Origin of the sequence: Streptomyces sp. NBC_00094 (assembly GCF_026343125.1) — a bacterium.
GTDB lineage: Bacteria > Actinomycetota > Actinomycetes > Streptomycetales > Streptomycetaceae > Streptomyces.
In genome coordinates this window covers 1854454-1872647 of the sequence record NZ_JAPEMB010000001.1, presented here as the reverse complement: position 1 = coordinate 1872647, position 18194 = coordinate 1854454, and the positions used below count along the sequence as shown (strand labels likewise).

The 18194-nt window shown below is 73.7% G+C and carries 13 protein-coding genes; 7 read left to right on the top strand and 6 right to left on the bottom strand.

Features of this window, described 5'->3' with window-relative positions; genetic code table 11:
- A complete protein-coding gene (locus OG580_RS08065; protein WP_267042946.1) occupies positions 1-1839 on the bottom strand; it encodes an endonuclease/exonuclease/phosphatase family protein in 1839 nt (612 codons plus the stop codon).
- Positions 1840-2112: 273 nt separating this feature from the next.
- On the opposite strand from OG580_RS08065, the gene OG580_RS08060 reads away from it, so the two are divergent.
- The 4 genes from OG580_RS08060 to OG580_RS08045 all read left to right on the top strand — a co-directional run bounded on the left by OG580_RS08060 (position 2113) and on the right by OG580_RS08045 (position 7126).
- Positions 2113-3621 carry a hypothetical protein gene (locus OG580_RS08060; RefSeq protein WP_267042945.1) on the top strand — a complete coding sequence of 503 codons (1509 nt, stop codon included), beginning with the start codon at positions 2113-2115 and terminating at the stop codon, positions 3619-3621.
- Between the two features lie 215 nt (positions 3622-3836).
- A complete protein-coding gene (locus tag OG580_RS08055; protein WP_267042944.1) occupies positions 3837-5273 on the top strand; it encodes an alkaline phosphatase PhoX in 1437 nt (478 codons plus the stop codon).
- A gap of 88 nt (positions 5274-5361) precedes the next feature.
- Positions 5362-6057 (top strand): GntR family transcriptional regulator, encoded by a 696-nt coding sequence (locus OG580_RS08050; protein ID WP_267042943.1) that lies wholly within the window; start codon positions 5362-5364, stop codon positions 6055-6057.
- Positions 6058-6106: 49 nt separating this feature from the next.
- Positions 6107-7126: a 1-aminocyclopropane-1-carboxylate deaminase gene (locus OG580_RS08045; RefSeq protein WP_267042942.1), complete on the top strand. Its 1020-nt coding sequence runs from the start codon at positions 6107-6109 to the stop codon at positions 7124-7126.
- A gap of 40 nt (positions 7127-7166) precedes the next feature.
- On the opposite strand, the gene OG580_RS08040 is transcribed toward OG580_RS08045, so the two are convergent.
- On the bottom strand, positions 7167-8396 hold the full coding sequence (locus OG580_RS08040; RefSeq protein WP_267042941.1) for a TerD family protein: 1230 nt from the start codon (positions 8394-8396) through the stop codon (positions 7167-7169).
- A gap of 36 nt (positions 8397-8432) precedes the next feature.
- The gene (locus tag OG580_RS08035) at positions 8433-8672 is read right to left on the bottom strand and encodes a hypothetical protein (protein ID WP_267042940.1); all 240 of its coding nucleotides are present in this window, start codon (positions 8670-8672) and stop codon (positions 8433-8435) included.
- Positions 8673-8739: 67 nt separating this feature from the next.
- On the opposite strand from OG580_RS08035, the gene OG580_RS08030 reads away from it, so the two are divergent.
- Positions 8740-9717, top strand: a complete 978-nt coding sequence (locus OG580_RS08030; protein ID WP_267042939.1) for an AraC family transcriptional regulator — start codon at positions 8740-8742, stop codon at positions 9715-9717.
- 294 nt (positions 9718-10011) lie between these two features.
- On the opposite strand, the gene OG580_RS08025 is transcribed toward OG580_RS08030, so the two are convergent.
- Positions 10012-10821 carry an NAD(P)-dependent oxidoreductase gene (locus OG580_RS08025; RefSeq protein ID WP_267042938.1) on the bottom strand — a complete coding sequence of 270 codons (810 nt, stop codon included), beginning with the start codon at positions 10819-10821 and terminating at the stop codon, positions 10012-10014.
- A 245-nt stretch (positions 10822-11066) separates the two neighbouring features.
- On the opposite strand from OG580_RS08025, the gene OG580_RS08020 reads away from it, so the two are divergent.
- Both OG580_RS08020 and OG580_RS08015 read left to right on the top strand, forming a co-directional pair.
- Positions 11067-11999 (top strand): 5-dehydro-4-deoxyglucarate dehydratase, encoded by a 933-nt coding sequence (locus OG580_RS08020; protein ID WP_267042937.1) that lies wholly within the window; start codon positions 11067-11069, stop codon positions 11997-11999.
- 23 nt (positions 12000-12022) lie between these two features.
- Complete coding sequence (locus OG580_RS08015) at positions 12023-13156, top strand: hypothetical protein (protein WP_267047936.1); 1134 nt, start codon at positions 12023-12025, stop codon at positions 13154-13156.
- A gap of 137 nt (positions 13157-13293) precedes the next feature.
- Here OG580_RS08015 and OG580_RS08010 read toward each other — a convergent pair whose 3' ends face one another.
- Positions 13294-16128, bottom strand: coding sequence for a SpoIIE family protein phosphatase/ATP-binding protein (locus OG580_RS08010; protein ID WP_267042936.1), 2835 nt, complete (start codon positions 16126-16128; stop codon positions 13294-13296).
- Positions 16125-18191, bottom strand: coding sequence for a SpoIIE family protein phosphatase (locus tag OG580_RS08005; RefSeq protein WP_267042935.1), 2067 nt, complete (start codon positions 18189-18191; stop codon positions 16125-16127). Before OG580_RS08005 ends, OG580_RS08010 begins: the two co-directional genes overlap by 4 nt.
- Between the last annotated feature and the right edge of the window lie 3 nt (positions 18192-18194).

The following is an 18194-nucleotide window of genomic DNA, read 5'->3' as shown; positions in this document are numbered from 1 at the left end:
TCACGGGCGGAAGCGCAGCACCTGCGGGTCGTGGTCGCTGTCCTGGTCGGCGAACTCCGCGTTGACGTGCACGCTGTCGTACTCGAAGTGGTGCACGCCCGGGCTGGTCAGGATCTGGTCGAGGACCTGGCTGTTGCCCTGGTAGACGTACGAGTACCGCTCGGCGCGCGGCAGCGACTTCACGGCCGGGTACAGCGCGCCGCCGTCCGTCAGCGCCTGCGTCGTCCCGGAGAACTCGAAGTCGTTGATGTCACCGACGACCAGCACGTCGGCCTGCTTCTCCACGGCGATGATGTCCTTCACGAAGGCGTTGACGGCCTGCGCCTGGAGCAGTCGCTTCGCCTCGGAGGAACGGTTCGGCGGCTGGTGGTGCGAGACGAGGGACTCGTCGCCGCCCTTCGAGCCGAAGTGGTTGGCGATCACGAAGACCGTACGGCCGCGGAAGACGAACTCGCCCGCGAGCGGCTTGCGGCTGCTCTCCCAGGCGGTGTTCGCCGGGTCGATCCGGCCGGGGGAGAGGGTCAGCGCGGCGTGGCCCTTCGTGCCCGTCACGGCCGTGCCCGTGGCGGCGTCGCCGCCCGCGCGGTCGGTGAAGGAGACGCGCTCGGGGTTGAAGAGGAAGACCTGGCGGATGTTGCCCCCGGGCTCGCCGCCGTCCTTGTTGTTCGTCGGGTCGATCGAGCGCCACTCGTACGCCGGACCGCCGGCCGCGACGATCGCGTCCGTGAACTTCTTGACCGTCTGGTCGGCGGCGACCGTACCGTCGTTCTTGGCGCCGTTGTTGTCCTGGATCTCCTCCAGGGCGAGGATGTCGGGCGAGGCGAGGTTGTCGACGACCGCCTTCGCGAGCGCGTCGAACTTCTCCTGCGGGTCGCTCGGGTCGAGGTTCTCGACGTTGTACGTGGCCACGGCCAGCTCGTTCTTGTGCTGCCGGTCCGTGGTCTCGCGCTCCAGGCCGTTGTCCTCGACCGTGCCGAGGGTCCGGGCCGTCAGCGTGTAGCCGCCGAACTGGTTGAAGTCGAGCGGGCCCTCGGTCGTGCCGGTGAGCACGTCGCCGACGTTCGCCTTCGGGAAGGGCTGCTGGGCGAGCGGGGTCAGCGACTGGATCTGCAGCCGGCCCGTGTTCTGCGACGTGTACGAGCCGTAGACCGTGCCGCCGCGCCGGTTGTCGTTCTCGAACGGCTTCACCGTCACCCACAGCTCCGCGTACGGGTCGGTGGCGCCGACCACCCGCGAGGAGCCGATGCGGACGTTCGTGCCCTCCAGCGACTCGTAGTAGTCCAGGGCGTACGTCTCCGGGTCCAGCGGCAGGCCGTTGATCGAGCCGGCGGCGGCCGGGTCGCCCTCGGGCGCGTACGTGTCGGGGACGGACCAGGCGGAGATCGTCACCGGGGCCGGGACCGGGTTGCCCTTCGAGACCACCGTGATGACGGGCTTGGAGATCTGGGTCAGCGACTGGTTGCCGGAGGTGAGGCCGCCCGGGACGTACTCGGTGACCGTGCCGTTCAGGCTGACCGCGTCGCCGACGGCGACCGTCGGGACCGAGCTGGTGAAGACGAACAGGCCCTCACTGGTGGCCGGGTTCGCGTCGGCCTCGGTGTCCTGGATCCAGAAGCCGCGCGAGCCGTAGGTGCGGACGCCGGTGACGATGCCCGTGACGCCGGTGACCTGCTTGCCCACGAGGGGGGAGACGCGGGTCGTGCCCTGGATGTCGTGGATGCGGACGCCGGCGGCGCTGTCGTCGGCGGCGGCGCTCGTCGAACCGGCGAGCAGTCCGGCGGCGAGGGCGGCGGCGACGACGGCGGAGACGGCGGCAGATCTCGGTATGGAGGAAGGCATCAGGGCTCCGGAGGGTGCTTGGAGGAACGGCAGATGAATCTACGCGCGTCAATCTCTTGCGAGAGGGGGGAACTTGTCAAGAGTCGACGGGTGTACGAAGGCTGACGGATCCGTGAACCGCCGGACGTTCCCCCGGATGCGTCTACGCTGAGTACCGCTCTTTCGCCTCACGGCACACGCCGGGGCGCGCGATGCCCGGGCGCACGACGCCATGGCGCACGTCCCCGTCCCCTGTCCCCATCCCCTTCCGTACGCGTCGAGGAGACACCCCACATGTCAGCCGAGCAGCCCACCCTTCCCCCCGTTCGGCTTCCCGCGGACGCGGAGCTGGCGCGGGACGCCCTGGCCTCGCCCCTCCTCGCCCGCGCCGTACGGCTCGCCCGCTGGGCCGGACCCGAGACCCGGGTCGGCACGGGCGGCGAACTCGTCGACGAGCAACTCCCCGAGGCCGTGGAGGTCCTGGGCCTCACCGTCGAGGCGGACGGCGAGGGCGGCGCGGCCGGCGAGGGGTCCGAGGCCTTCGAGGACGACGTCGAGGAGGCCGAGATCCTGGCGGGCGACGCCTGGCGGCTCGCGGTCGACACCGGCCTGGTGACCGTCGAGGACGGCGCGGACGACGAGACCCCCGGCGGGGCCGCTCCCGGCGAGAACCTGGCGCTGATCACGGCCGGTTCGCCCCAGGACGTCCTCGGGCTCTGGCTGGACGGCTTCGACGCGGTCTTCGCCGACGCCGTCGTCCCCGTCCTCGACGACCTGGACGCGATCGCCGGCGCGGACGGCGAGTTCGACTTCGATTCCCTGGAGTGGGACCCGGAGGCGGAGGCCGAGTTCCTGGAGGGCGTACTCGGCAACCTCTACCTGTTGACCGTCAGCGAGGGCGGACCCGGCGACGGGCCCGTGCCGCTGCCCGCGCTCGCCGCGTCGATGGTCGTCCCCGACGACATGGGCGAACCGACCGACGACGTCCTGGAGCAGGTCTCGGACGCGATGATGCGGCTCGACGAGCAGTTCCGGCTGCTCGAACCGATCGGTCTCGTCGAGTACCAGCCCGTCGACGAGGCCCTGATGGCCGAGGAGGGCGAGGAGCCCGCCGCGACGCTCGACGACGAGGACGTCACGCGGTACGGCATGGTCCGGCTCACCCCGCTCGGGCTCTACGGCGTCCGGGCCCGGATGCTGGAGGCCGGCCTGGACGCGCCCGCCGTCGGCGACCTCGCCGACAAGGGCGCCGACGCGCTCCTCGGCGGGATCGCCGGCTACCCGGAGGCCGCCGCGCGCGCCGAGACCGCCGCCTGGCTCGCCGGCCGCGACGCGGTGACCGCCGCACGGGAGCTGCTGCACGCGGCGCGGGGCGCGGACGCGGGCTCGCCGCTCCGCCGCCTCCACTGCCAGCAGGCGCTCTCTCTGGTGGGCACGGAGGCGGAGCCCGCGGTCCGGGAGGTCCTGGACGACGCGGAGCTCGGCGGCCTGGCGCGGGTCTGGCTCGTGGAGCGCGGCGCGGCGGACGTGCCCGCGCCGTCGGAGGAGATGATCTTCTGGCTGGCGATCGACACGATCGCCGCGCAGCTCGACTCGGACGGCGACCTGGAGGAGCTCCAGGAGCTGATCGAGGGCCTCGCGGGCCGCCACAGCGGCTTCTTCGAGGCGGCCTGGCGGGTGGAGCACCCGGCGACGGCGGAGGTCCTGGAGGCGATGGGGCGGCTCCACCGGGACAAGTCGGCGGCGAAGGAGGCCCGTAAGTCGGCCTTCAAGGCGCGGTCGCGGTCGGGGTCGGGGTCCTGATCCTCTGACGCCGTCGGCGGTCGCCGGTCGCCGGTCGCCGGTCGCGGGTCGCTGGTCGCGGGCAGTGGGCTGTGGGCAGTGGGGCGTTCGCCCTTTGTCCCTGGCTCTCCGACTCTCCGGTTCCCTGATGCGTTTCCGTGGCGTTCAGCTCGTGTTCGTGGGGGCGCGGAAGGGTGACCGGCGAGATCCGGCCGTCACAGGGAGACCCGTACACCATGACCCTCAACCGCAGAGAGTTCACCAAGCAGTCCGCCGTCGCCGGTGCGGGGCTCGCCCTCACCGGTGTCGTCGGCGCTCTCGCCACCGCGCCCGAGGCCCTCGCCTCCGACGAGCCGGAGGCGTACGGAACCGGTCACGGTCACGGAGAGGGCCACGGCCACGCGCTCGGGTACGGGGCGCTCGTCGCCGACCCCGAGGGCGTCCTCGCCCTGCCCGCCGGGTTCTCGTACCGCGTCATCACGCACAGCGGCGTCACCCGCCTGGAGAGCGGCGAGTTCACGCCCTCCAACCACGACGGCACGGCGGCCTTCGCCGGCCCGCGCGGTACCACGTACCTGGTCAACAACCACGAACTGAAGGGCCCCCGCTCCAAGTGGGCCCACCCGGTCCCGCTCGCCGAGGGGCTCGTCTACGACCCGGCCGCATCCGGCGGCTGCACGGTCGTCGAGGTGCACCGCGACGGCACCGTCGCCGAGTGGGTCGGCATCGCCGGCACCTCCACCAACTGCGCGGGCGGCAGCACCGCCTGGGGCACCTGGCTGACCGGTGAGGAGAACTCCGACCTCGCGGGCGTCAACGGCATGACCAAGGACCACGGCTACATCTTCGAGGTCGACCCGCGCGACCGGCGGGCCAACCGCGCCCCGAAGCCGGTCAAGGCCTTCGGCCGCTACGACCACGAGGCCGTCGTCATCGACCCGAAGCGCGGCCACGCCTACCTGACCGAGGACGCCGCCAAGCCCAACGGCCTGCTCTTCCGCTGGGTGCCGCCGCAGGGCTTCGAGCACGGGCGCGGACAGCTCCGTACGCTCGCCGACGACGCCGGTGTGCTCCAGGCCTTCAAGTGCACCGACTCCGGCGGCCGTTTCGTCGACGACCTCTCCCGCGCCACCCGGATCGGCACCGTCTACGGCGTGGACTGGGTCGACGTCCCCGACCGCGACGGCCGCACCGTCCCGGTCCGTCAGCAGTTCGCCCCCGGCCAGGTCACCCGCGCCCGCAAGCTGGAGGGCATGTGGTGGGCCGACGGCGGCGCGTACGTCGTCTCCTCCTACGCGCGCGAGGAGAGCCCCGGCGCCGCGCACGACGGCCAGGTCTGGTTCTACGACCCCAAGCGCCGCACCCTCACGCTCAAGGTGCTGCTCGGCGTGAACACGGCCCCCGACGAGGACGGCGCCTACGACGGCCCCGACAACATCACCGTCTCCCCGTACGGTGGCATCGTCATCGCCGAGGACGGCGAAGGCGTCCAGCACCTCTTCGGCGCCACCGACTCCGGCCGCACGTACCCGATCGCCCGCAACGACCTCAACGACAGCGAGTTCACCGGCGTCTGCTTCTCGCCCGACGGCGACACCCTGTTCGCCAGCATCCAGAACCCGGGCATCCTGATCGCGATCACCGGCCCCTGGCGCCGTCAGCCCCGCCGCTGAGCCACCGGGCGGCTGCCCTTCCGGCCCTCCGGGTCTGCCCCTCTGACCCCTGGTCAGGTCCATGGACTGACATCTAACATGTCACTCCATGGACGCACTGAGGCCCGTGGGCCGGACCCTGCTGCGTGACCGGGCGTACGAGGCGCTGCGCGAGGCCATCGTGCGCGGCGAGCTCGCCCCGGGCGCCCCGCTGAAGGACGCCGACCTGGCCGACCTCCTCGGGCTCTCGCGCGCACCCGTGCGCGAGGCCCTGGCCCGGCTCTGCGGCGAGGGGCTCGTCGAGACCAAGCCGCAGAGCTACACCCGCGTCACCCGGCCGGTCAGCCGCGTGGTCCGCGACGCCGCATCGGTCGTGCGCGTGATGCACGAACTCGCCGCCAGGACCGGCGTACCGCTGCTCGGCCCCGAGGGCGTCCGGGCCATGCGCGAGGCCAACGAGCGCTTCGCGGCCGCCGTCCGCTGCTCGGACGTGGAGGCCGCCCTGCGCGCCGACGACGACCTCCACCAGGTCCTCGTCGTCGCCAGCGGCAACCACGCGGCCGCCGCCACCATCGCGCGGTACACCCCGCTGATCCGCCGCGTCGAGCGGCGGCTCTTCGGCGACTCCGGAAGCTGCGGGTCGGCCGAGCTGCACGCCCGGCTGATCGACGCGTGCGCGGACGGGGACGCGGAGGCGGCGGTACGGATCACCACGGAGATCTGGGCGGCGCTCGAACAGCTCGCGGACGACGCCGTGGAGGTGGCCGAGGTCACCGGCATCCCGGCACCGACGGACTGTCCATAGCGCGCCAGGGTCCTCGTCCAGCCGCCACCTTCACCCACCGGGAGCCGTCTTGCCGATCTCCGATTTCGACCGCTACCCCCTCCTCTTCGGGCCCTCCCCGGTCCACCCCCTCGAACGGCTCACCCACCACCTCGGCGGCGCCACCCTCTGGGCCAAGCGCGAGGACTGCAACTCGGGTGTCGCGTACGGCGGGAACAAGACCCGCAAACTGGAGTACCTGGTCGCCGACGCCCTGGCCCAGGGCTGCGACACCCTCGTCTCCATCGGAGGCGTCCAGTCCAACCACACCCGTCAGGTCGCCGCCGTCGCCGCCCGCGCCGGACTGCGCTGCGTCCTCGTGCAGGAGAGCTGGGTCGACTGGCCGGACGCCGTCTACGACAAGGTCGGCAACATCCTGATCAGCCGCCTCGCCGGCGCCGACGTGCGCCTCGTACGGGCGGGTTTCGGCATCGGCTTCAAGGAGAGCTGGGAGCAGGCCCTGCGCGAGGTGGAGGAGGGCGGCGGGAAGCCGTACGCGATCCCGGCGGGCGCCTCCGACCACCCGCTCGGCGGTCTCGGCTTCGCGAACTGGGCGTACGAGGTGGCCGAGCAGGAGCGTGAGCTCGGCGTCGTCTTCGACACGGTGGTCGTCTGCTCGGTGACCGGCTCCACCCAGGCCGGGATGGTCGCGGGCTTCGCCGCGCTCGCGGAGGAGGGTGGACCGGCCCGCCGGATCATCGGCGTCGACGCCTCCGCGAAGCCCGGCCCGACGCACGAGCAGATCACCCGGATCGCCCGGGACACCGCCGCGCTCATCGGCGTCGAGCGCGAGGTGACGGCGGCCGACGTCGAGCTGGACGAGCGCTACCACGCCGGGGTGTACGGCGTCCCGGACGAGGCGACCCTCGACGCGATGCGGCTCGCCGCCCGCACCGAGGGCATGATCACCGACCCCGTGTACGAGGGGAAGTCGATGGCGGGCCTGATCGACCTGGTGGAGCGGGGAGAGATCGGCCGGGACTCGACCGTTCTCTACGCCCACCTCGGCGGCCAGCCCGCCCTCAACGCCTACAGCGCCCTGTTCTCCTAGTTCACCCGGTTCTCCCGGGGGGAGAGACGGAGCCTGCCGCTCAGAGCGACTGGGCGGCGGGCTTCACCATGCCCCGGACGGTCCGCGACTTCACGAACTCGCCCATCGCCGTCATCTCCCACTCGCCGGTGAACTGCTTGATCAGCTTCGCCATCATCACGCCGGTCTGCGGCTCGGCGGTGGTGAGGTCGAAGCGGACCAGCTCCTCGCCGGTCGCGGCGTCCATCAGCCGGCAGTAGGCCTTGGCGACCTCGGTGAACTTCTGACCGGAGAAGGAGTTGACCGTGAAGACCAGGCCGGTGGCCTCGGCGGGCAGCCGGCCGAGGTCGACGACGATCACCTCGTCGTCGCCCGCGCCCTCGCCGGTGAGGTTGTCACCGGAGTGCTTGACCGAGCCGCCGAGGATCGACAGCTTGCCGAAGTAGCAGCTGTCCAGGTGGTTGCGCTGGGGGCCGTACGCGATGACGGAGGCGTCCAGGTCGATGTCCTTGCCCCGGTAGGCGGGCTCCCAGCCGAGGCCCATCTTGACCTGGGAGAGCAGCGGCTTGCCGCCCTTGACCAGGGACACCGTCTGGTTCTTCTGGAGGTTGACCCGGCCCTTGTCGAGGTTGATCTTGCCGGTGGAGACGGGGGCCGCGGCGGCGGGCGCCGAGGCCGCGATGCGGGGGTCGACAGGGGCGGCGGCGGGCGGCGCCGGCGGGACGGGCGGGACCGGGGGCGCGACGGGAGCGGCGGCGACGGGTGCCGGGGCCGGGGCGGCGGCCGGCTCGTCCTCCACGGAGACGCCGAAGTCCGTCGCGATGCCTGCCAGCCCGTTCGCGTACCCCTGGCCGACGGCGCGGGCCTTCCAGGCGCCGTTGCGCAGGTAGACCTCGACGACCACCAGCGCCGTCTCCGTGCCGAGCTGCGGCGGTGTGAAGGTGGCGAGGACGCTGCCGTCGTCCGCGTTGCGCAGGGTGGCCGTGGGCTCGATGCCCTGGAAGGTCTGGCCCGCGGCGTCGGGGCTCGCCGTGACGACGATCCTCTCGATGCCGGCCGGGACCGCGCTCGTGTCCACCACGATCGCGTCGGGCGCGGTGCCGCCGCCGGAGCGGTAGGCCACACCGGGCCCGGCGGGCTGGTTGTAGAAGATGAAGTCGTCGTCCGAGCGCACCTTGCCGTTGGCGCCGAGCAGCAGGCCCGAGACGTCGAGCCGCACCGGGGCGGCGACGTCCACCGCCACGCGCGCGACGGTGAGCGGAATGTTCGAGCCGGGGGTCATAGCGGTCATGCCAGGGGTAACGATCCGGACCGCTTTGCCGTTCCCTTACCCTCGCCCGGTTCGGCCACCTTGGTTACGCGGGTGGTTCCTGGCCTGCCGTTCGTTGCCGAAGCGGTACGCGCCCGTCCAGCGGGCCATGACCAGCTGGGCGTCCCCGGACTCCACCTCCGCGAGGAACTTGTCGGCACGGCCGCCGCGCAGCACGCCCGCGGCACGGCCCTGGTGGGTGAGGACGACGGAGCCGTCGCGGCGCTGCTCGTAGGTGAATCCCTGGGGTCTCGGCATGCACGGAATCCTGCCGCCCCCGGCCGGATCCGTCATACGAATATCCTTTTGAATATCCTTTCGGCCCATGGGTGCAGTGGGTGGGAGTTCGTTCCGCACGGGGGACGTCGACGAGGCGCGCGAGGAGCTCGACGCGCGCTACTACGCGAATCGCATGGACGTCGTCGAACGGGAGCGGCGGCCCTTCGCGGCGCGCTTCGACACCGTCGCCCTCGGGCCGCTGGTCATCGGCGACCTGAGCTGCGGGGCCGACGTGCGGATGAGCTTCGGGGAGCTCGGCGCGTACCACCTGAACGCGCCGCTCAGCGGCACGATGGAGATACGCCAGGGCGGCCGCCCGCCGGTCGTCGCGACGGCCACCGAGGCGCTGCTGCTCGATCCGTCGGGGGACACCTTCCTCGACCGCTGGAGCGGGGACTGCCGGACCCTCTCCGTGAAGATCGGGGCGGCCGAACTGCGCGACCGCCTGGAACGGCTCCTCGGCCGCCCGGCGAGCGGCCCCCTCACCTTCGCGCCCCGCCTGGACATCACGCGCGGCCCCGGCCTGAGCTGGGTCCGCTTCGCCCGCCAGGTCGCCTACGAGGCGCTCGCGGGGGAGGGCCTCGCCCAGCACGAGCTGGTCGCGCGGCCCCTCCAGGAGGCGCTGCTCAACGGACTGCTCCTGGCCGCCGAGCACCCCTGGCGCGAGGCGCTGGCCCACCCGGGGGAGGCGCGCCGCCCGGCCCCGGTCAAGCGGGCGATGGACGCGGTACGGGAGCGCCCCGAGCACCCGTACACGACCACCGAACTCGCGGCCCTGGCCCGGGTGAGCGTGCGCCGCCTCCAGGAGTCCTTCCGGGAGTACGTGGGGATGTCGCCGATGGCGTACGTCCGGGAGGTGCGTCTCGACCGGGTCCGCGAGGAGCTGCGGGCGGCTGCGCCGGAGGAGGTGACCGTGAGCGAGGTGGCCTGGCGCTGGGGCTTCGCCCACCAGGGCCGGTTCGCGGCGCGCTACCGGGAGAAGTTCGGAGAGTCCCCGTCCCGGACCCTGAGGGCGTCCGGGTGAGCGGGCCGGTCGGTAGGTCGGTAGGTCGGCAGGTCGATACGTCGGCAGGTCGGCCGGTCTGCAGGTCGATACGTCGGCCGGTCAGTAGGTCGGCGCGGCAGCGGGTCGGCAGGTCGGTGGGCGAACGGGCCGCGCAATCCGGACAGACGCCGCGTTCCGCGGCTCGCGATGATCTTCGCCCGGACTTACCGTGGACATGTCCGGTTTGCCAGCGCGCGCCGTGACCCGGGTCCCGGCCGGCATTCCCCCGTAATAAGTCCGGCCGGGCCCTGCGTAAGGCTGCCCTCTTTCCGCTCAGTGCGGCCAGCGCGGCGGGTTCACGGTGAAGTGGCCGCCCAGGTAGAGGTCGTCGGCGCTGCCCTCCTCCGGGAGCCCCCGCTCCGCGATCAGCTTCTCCGCGTGGACCTCCGAGTCGTCCTGCGGGTCGAAGCCGAGCGCCCGGGCCGTGGAGAGGTCCCACCACGTGCGGGTGTTGGCGGAGGAGCCGTACGCCACGGTGTGACCGACGGACCCGGCGGTGAGCGAGGCGTGCAGGAGGCGGGCGCAGTCCCCGGGGCTGAGCCACATCGAGAGCATCCGCACCGAGGTGGGCTCGGGGAAGCAGGAGCCGATGCGCACGGAGACCGTCTCGATGCCGTGCAGGTCCCAGTAGAGCTGGGCGAGGTCCTCGCCGAAGCACTTGGAGAGGCCGTAGAAGGTGTCGGGGCGGTGCGGGGTGTCGACCGGGACCACCGGCTCGCCCTCGCGCGGGCGCCGGGTGAAGCCGACGGCGTGGTTGCTGGAGGCGAGGACCACGCGCCGGACGCCCTCCTCGCGGGCGGCCTCGTAGAGGTGGTACGTCCCGGCGATGTTGGCGGCCATGATCTTCTCGAAGTCGGCCTCCAGGGAGATCCCGGCCAGGTGCACGATCGCGTCGACGCCCCGGACCGCCTCGCGCAGCGCCGTACGGTCCGCGAGGTCGGCGACGATCGCGTCCGGCGCCCCCTGGACGGGGGCGACGTCCAGCAGGCGCAGCTCGTAGCCGTACGGGGGCAGCAGCTCCCGCATCAGCGTGCCGACGCCGCCGGCGGCGCCGGTGAGGAGGACGGTGCGGGGTGCGGGCATGGAGTGGATCTCCTCCGTCGAGTGCCGTGCGGCTGAGGGGTGCGGGCTCGGTTGTCGTGGGGCTGAGTGCCGTTCACAACCGTGGACACGGTAGGGAGCGGCCCGATGGAGCGTCAAGAGGGTGCGATACGGCGCGCCTTCTCCTTGACCGGCGCTTCGGCGCTGTTCTAGCGTGCGAGACGTCGGTGTTCAAGAATATGGATGACAGTCATAACTGTGCACGACGGACTTCCCTGGGAGCGCCCGTGACCACCACCCCGCTCGCCGGCCGGCTCGACGGCCTGCTCTTCTTCCCCGTCACCGCCTTCGGGCCGGACGGCTCCCTCGACCTCGACGCCTTCCGCGCTCACGTCCGCGCCGGCGTCGACGCGGGCGCCGCCGCCGTCTTCGCCTGCTGCGGCACCGGCGAGTTCCACGCGCTCACCCCCGAGGAGTTCCGGGTCTGCGTCGCCGCCGCCGTCGAGGAGACCGCCGGCCGTGTCCCCGTCGTCGCCGGCGCCGGATACGGCACCGCGCTCGCCGTCCAGTACGCGCGGCTCGCCGAGGAGGCCGGCGCCGACGGACTCCTCGCCATGCCCCCGTACCTCGTCGTGGCCGACCAGGCCGGGCTGCTCCGCCACTACACCGAACTCGCCGCCGCCACCTCCCTCGACGTGATCGTCTACCAGCGGGACAACGCGGTCCTCACCCCCGCGACCGCCGTCGCCCTCGCCCGCACCGACGGCATCATCGGCCTCAAGGACGGCCTCGGCGACCTCGACCTCATGCAGCGCATCGTCAGCGCCGTCCGCGCCGAGGGCCTCGACCTGCTCTACTTCAACGGCCTGCCGACCGCCGAACTCACCTGCGCCGCCTACCGGGGCATCGGCGTCACCCTCTACTCCTCTGCCGTCTTCTGCTTCGCCCCCGACCTCGCCCTCGCCTTCCACCGCGCCCTCGCCACCGGCGACGACACCACCGTGAACCTCCTCGTCGACGGCTTCTACCGGCCGCTCGTCGAACTCCGTTCCCAGGGCCGCGGATACGCCGTCTCGCTCGTCAAGGCGGCGGTACGGATGGGAGGCCTGGACGTAGGAGAGGTACGGCCGCCGCTGAGCGAGCCCACCCCCGCACACCTCGCGGAACTCGCCCTGCTCGTCGAGCGCGGCCGCGCCCTCCTGAAGGAGGCCGGCGCGTGAGCGGGAACGACGAGGGGAGGCTCCTGCGTGCCGGAGCCTTCCTCTACCCCTGGGACGTCGACGGCGACCCCGCAGCGCCCGGGCTCCTCGCGGAGCTCGGCATCGCGCAGGTCACGCTCGCCTCCGCCTACCACTCGACCCGGGCGCTCAGCCCCCGCCACCCGGCCCACCGGATCGTCACCGCCGAGTACGCCGCCGTGCTCTACCCGCCGGACCCGGACCGCTGGGCGGGCCGCGCGCTCCGCCCGTACCCGGCGGGGGAGTGGGCCCCCGGCGACGCGTACGGCCGGGCCGCCGAGGCCCTCTCCGGCACCGGCCTCGACGTCCACAGCTGGGTCGTCCTGGCCCACAACTCCCGCCTCGGCGCCGAACATCCCGAGACCTCCGTCGTCAACGCGTACGGCGACCGCTACCCCTGGGCCCCCTGCGTCGCCCGCCCCGACGTCCGCGCCCTCCTCGTCGACCTCGCGGCCGAGGCCGCCGTCCGCCCCGGCGCCGCCGGCACCGAACTGGAGTCCTGCGGCTGGTACGGCCTCGCCCACCTCCACGCCCACGACAAGACCTCGGGAGTCCCGCTGGGCGACCGCGAGCAGTACCTGATGTCCCTCTGCTTCTGCCCCTCCTGCCGGGAGGGGTACGGGGACGGGGGCGCCGACCCCGACGAGCTGGCCGCCGCGGTGCGCCGCGCCCTGGAGCCCGTCTGGACCGGCTCCGGACCGGCGGGCGGGCTCGGCGACCTGGAGGCGCCCGCCCTGGCCTGGCGCGCCGGGACCGCCCGCTCCTTCCAGGAGGCCGCCGTGGCCGCCGTACGGGCCGCCGCCCCGCCGGGCTTCCGCGTCCTGCTGCACGCCGACCCCGACCCGTACCGCTGTGGTGCCGACGCCGGCACGGACCCGGCCCATGTCCTCGCCCTCGCGGACGGCGTGGTCGCCCGGCCCCCGAAGGTCGCCGCCTTCGCGGCCCACGCCCGTCCCGGCACGGTCCTCGCCGCCAACCTCTCCGTCGTCACCGGCATGGGCGGCGCCCCCGAGCACCTGGCCCGCGACGCCGAACGGGCCCGCGAGGCGGGCGCGACCGAACTGCGGCTCTACCATGCGGGCCTGGCCTCGGACGGCGACCTGGAGGCGGTCCGCACGGCCCTGCGCAAGCCGGGCTAGCGGGCCCGGCCCGGTCAGCCGCCCCGCCCCGGTCCGGCTCGGTCAGCCGCCCCGCCCGGCCCCGGTCCGGCTCGGTCAGCCGCCCGGCCCCGCCTCGGCTCGGTCAGCCGCCCCGCCACCGGGCCCGCCCCCGACCCTCACCAGGCCAGGTCCTCCAGCGCGTCCAGGTCCGGCATGCCCTTCTCCGACGGCTCCGCGTCCGTGTCGTCCACGCGCAGCTCGGCCCAGATCGTCTTGCCGCGCCGGCCGTACCTGGTGCCCCAGCGCTCCGCGTACCGCGCCACCAGGTAGAGCCCGCGCCCGCCCTCGTCGGTCGTCGCCGCGTGCCGCAGGTGCGGGGACGTGCTGCTGCCGTCCGAGACCTCGCAGATCAGCGTCCGGTCGTGGAGCAGCCGTACCCGTACCGGATCGGCCCCGTACCGCACCGCGTTCGTGATCAGCTCGCTGAGGACGAGCTCCGCGTTGAACGCGAGGCCGTCGAGCCCCCACTCCGCCAGCTTCGCCGCCGCCGCGTTCCGTACCGGCGAGACCGCCGACGGGTCCCTGGCCACCTCCCACTCCGCGATCCGCTCCCGGTCGAGCAGCCGGGTCCGGGCCACGAGCAGCGCGATGTCGTCGCGCGGCGAGGGCGAGAGCAGCGTCGCCAGGACATCCGCACAGGTCTGCTCCGGGCTCCGGTCCGGGCGCGAGAGCGTGGACCGCAGCAGGGCGAGACCCGTGTCCAGGTCCCGCCCCCGGTCCTCCAGGAGACCGTCCGTGAAGAGCACCAGCTTGCTCCCCTCCGGCAGCCACAGCTCCGTCGTCTCGAACGGCACGTCGCCCAGACCGAGCCCCAGCGGCAGCCCCGGAGCCAGCTCGGGGAACTCGACCTGCCCGTCCGGGCCCACGAGCGCCGGACCCGGATGCCCCGCGCTCGCCACCGTGCACCGCCCCGACGCCGGGTCGTAGATCGCGTACAGGCAGGTCGCGCCCGTGATGCCCGCGTCCCGCCGCCGCCCCTCGGTCTCCGGGCCCTCCGACTCCCGGTGGTCGATCCGGCCGGTCAGCTCGTCGAGATGGCCGAGGAGCTCGTCCGGCGGCACGTCGAGCGTCGAGAAGTTGTGCACCGCCGTCCGCAGCCGCCCCATCGTCGCCGCCGCGTGCAGGCCGTGCCCCACCACGTCCCCCACCACCAGCGCCACCCGCGCCCCCGGCAGCGGGATCACGTCGAACCAGTCGCCGCCCACCCCCGCCTTCGCCGGGAGATAGCGGTACGACACGTCCACCGCGCTCTGGTCGGGCAGCACCCGGGGCAGCAGGCTCCGCTGGAGCGTCACCGCCATCGCGTGCTCCCGGGTGAACCGGCGCGCGTTGTCGATCGCCACCGCCGCCCGCGCCGCCAGCTCCTCCGCGAACGACAGGTCCTCCTCCCCGAACGGCTCCGGGGTGTCCGCGCGCCAGAAGTTCGCCATCCCGAGGACCACCCCGCGGGCCATCAGCGGCACCGTGAGCAGCGAGTGCATCCCGTACGCGAGGGCCTGCGCCGCCCCCTCCGGGTCCATCGCCCGCCAGGCCTCCGCCGCGGCCAGTTCCGTCTCCACCGCGTGCCCCGCGGCCAGGGCCGTCGCCATCGGGGCGCCGGGCACGTCGAAGAGGACGGTGTCCCCGACCGGCTGGAGCGGCTGGTCCGGCCGCAGCCCGCTCAAGGCCGTCCGCCGCATCCCGCCGGCCGCGGCCGCCGACTCCGGGGGCTCCTCCCCGCGCAGCACCGGCTCCAGCAGCTCGACCGTCGCGAAGTCCGCGAACCGCGGCACCGCCACCTCCGCCAGCTCCTCCGCGGTCCGTACGACCTCCAGCGTCGTCCCGATCCGCACCCCCGCCTCGTACAGCAGCTGGAGCCGGCCCCGCGCCACCGCCGCCCGGCCGGTCACCGCGGCCAGCTCGGTGGTGTCCCGCATCGTCATGACGCTGCCGGACTCGGCCCCCTCCGGGAGCGTGGGCCGCACGCTCACCGCGATCAGCCGGTCACCCGCCCGGTGCACCTCGTCGGTGGCCGCCCGCCCGGACACGAGGAGCTCGACCGTACGGGGGTCGAGACCGAGCTCCGAGACATGCCGCTGCTCCGCCCCCGCCGACAGGCCGAGGAGCCGGCGCGCCTCGTCGTTGGCGAGCAGCAGCCGGTGGTCGGGGCCCACGATCAGGACCCCTTCGCGCACGGCGTGCAGGACCGCCTCGTGGTGCTCCTTCATCCGGGTCATCTCGGCCGGGCCGAGACCGTGCGTCTGCCGCCGCAGCCGCCTGCTCACCAGCCCCGCGCCGCCCACGGCGATCGCCAGCGCGCCCGCCGCTGCACCGACGAGCAGCGGCAGCCGGCCCTGCACCGCGTCCGAGATGCTCTGCACCTCGATGCCGCTGCTGACCAGACCGACGATCCGGCCCTGCTCGTCCACCACCGGGACCACGGCCCGTACCGCGTCGTTCGGCGCGCCGCGGAAGAGCTCCGTGAAGGACTCGCCGTCCACCGTCGCGCGCGAGAGGTCCCCGGTCGCCTTGTGGCCGATCAGCTCCGGCTGGGAGTCGGTGTACCGCACACCGGCCGGGCTGAGGACCGCGATGAAGTCGACACCGGTCGCCAGGCGGGTGGCCTCGGCCCGGTCCTGGAGGGCCGCCGTCGGATCCGGCGACGTCAGCGCGTCGTCGACGCCCGGCGCGTGCGCGAAGGCCTCCGCGACCGTGAGCGAACGGATCCGGGCGTCCCGCTCGGTGTCCCGCTGCGCCTGGTGGAAGATGACGAACACCGCCGCCGCGATCACCAGGAGGGCGATCAGCGCCTCCAGGGCGAACACCTGACCGGCCACGCTCCGCAGCCCCGTCCTGCGCTCCCGGGCCGCCGGGGCCCTCCGGGCGTCCGGGGCCTTCCGGGCGTCCGGGGCCTTCCGGGCGTCCGGGGCCTTCCGGGCGTCCGGGTCCCTGGGAGCCCTCGGGGCGCTCATCCCGTGCTCCGGGCGACGAGCAGGGCCACGTCGTCCTGCGCGCCCGGCCGCCGCAGCGCCCGGAGCAGCAGGTCGCAGGTCTCCTCCAGAGGCCCGCGGTGCTCGTCGAGCAGGCCCACGAGCACCGCGAGCCGGTCGTCGATCGCCTCGTGGCGGGTCTCGACGAGCCCGTCCGTGTAGAGCACGAGGACATCCCCGGGAAGGAAGGGGAACCGGGCCGTGTGGAAGGTACCGCCGCCCACCCCCAGCGGTACCCCCGTCGAGAGCCGCACCAGCTCGGCCGGGCCGTCCGCGGGGATCCGCACGGGCGGGAGATGGCCCGCGTTCGCGATCCGGCACCTGCCCCGGCGCGGGTCGTGCACGGCGAACAGACAGGTCGCGATGTAGTGCTCAAGGCCCGCCGTGATCCGGTCCAGGTGCCTCAGGACCTGGGCCGGGGACAGGTCGAGGTCCGCGAACGCGCAGGTGGCCGTGCGCAGCCGCCCCATCGTCGCCGCCGCGTCGATCCCGCTGCCCATCACGTCCCCGACGACCAGCGCCGTCTTGTCGTCGGGCAGCGCGATCACGTCGTACCAGTCGCCGCCGACCTCGCTCGACGCCTGCGCCGGCTGGTAGCGGGCGGCGATCTCCAGGCCCGCCCGCTCCGGGGGCTTGCCCGGCAGCAGACTGCGCTGGAGCGTCACCGCCGAGTTCCGCACGCTCTGGTACCAGCGCGCGTTGTCGATGCTGACCGCGGCCCGGGCGGCGAGTTCCGTCGCGAGCAGCACGTCGTCGCCGTCGAAGGGCAGCGGATTGCGGTCCCGCTTGAGGTCGAGCGCGCCGAGCACCTCCCCGCGCGCGATCAGCGGCACCGCCAGGTACGAGTGCACCCCGGCGCGCTCCAGGAGCTCCGCCGCCTCCGGGCTCCGCGCGATCCGGGACAGGTCACCGGGGCCGACGTGCTCCACCAGGACCGGCAGACCGGTGTGCACGCAGCGGGTGACGAGCCGGTCCGCCCCGTACATCGCGACCGCGCCCGGCGGGTCCGCCGCAGGCAGCGCGTCCGTCGGGCCCGAGGCCTTCACCGCGAGCGCGCGGAACAGCTCGGGGCCCTCCGCCGGAGCGCCGGGCCTGCGCAGCGCCAGGACCGAGTCGAGGACATCGACGGCGGCGACGTCCGCGAGCTCCGGCACCACGACCCCGGCCAGCTCGTCGGCCGTCCGCTCCACCTCCAGCGTGGTGCCGACCCGTGCCGAGGCGTCCGCGACCAGCGCGAGCCGCCGCCGGGACCGGTCCGCCAGCGCGTCCGCGTCGTGCCGCTCGGTCACGTCGATCACCGAGGCCGCGACCCCCAGGACCCGCCCTTCGGCGCCTTCGAGGCGGTAGAAGGAGAGCGACCAGACGTGCTCGTGGTCGGGGTCCGCGGGGGTGCGCCCCGTCGTCTGGTGTTCGAGCAGCGGCTTGCCGGTGGCGAGGACCGTGCGCAGCGCGGACTCCAGCTCCCGGGCGTCGACCCGGGGCAGCATGTCGCCGATCCTCCGCCCGAGGTGCAGCGCGGCCGGGACGCCGTTGATGCGCTCCAGGGCCGGGTTCACGCGGACGTACCGCAGGTCGGTGTCCAGGACCGCGAGGCCGATCGGCGACTGGGAGACCAGCCGGTCGGAGAGGGCCAGCTCGGTCTCGACCCGCTCGACGACGGAACGGTCGGCGGCGATCCCCAGCGCGAACAGCCCACCGACGTCGTCGGTCAGCCGCATGTTGCGGAACTCCACGTCGCGGGTGCTGCCGTCCTTGTGCCGTACGGGGAAGGTGCCCGCCCAGGTCGTGCCGCCGTGCAGCACCTCGCCGAAGAGGCGCATCGCCTCCCCGCGGTGCTTCTCGTCGACGATCAGCCGGGCCACGTACCGGCCGAGGGCCTCGTCCGCGCGGTAGCCGAAGAGGGCCTCCGCCTGCGGACTCCACAGCACGATCCGGCCGCGTGCGTCGATGACGACGGCCGCGACCCCGAGGATGTCGAGGAGCCCCGTGCCGTCGAACGGCACACCCGCCCGTCCCGCCGTCTCCGGGAAGGAACCGGCCGTCACCCT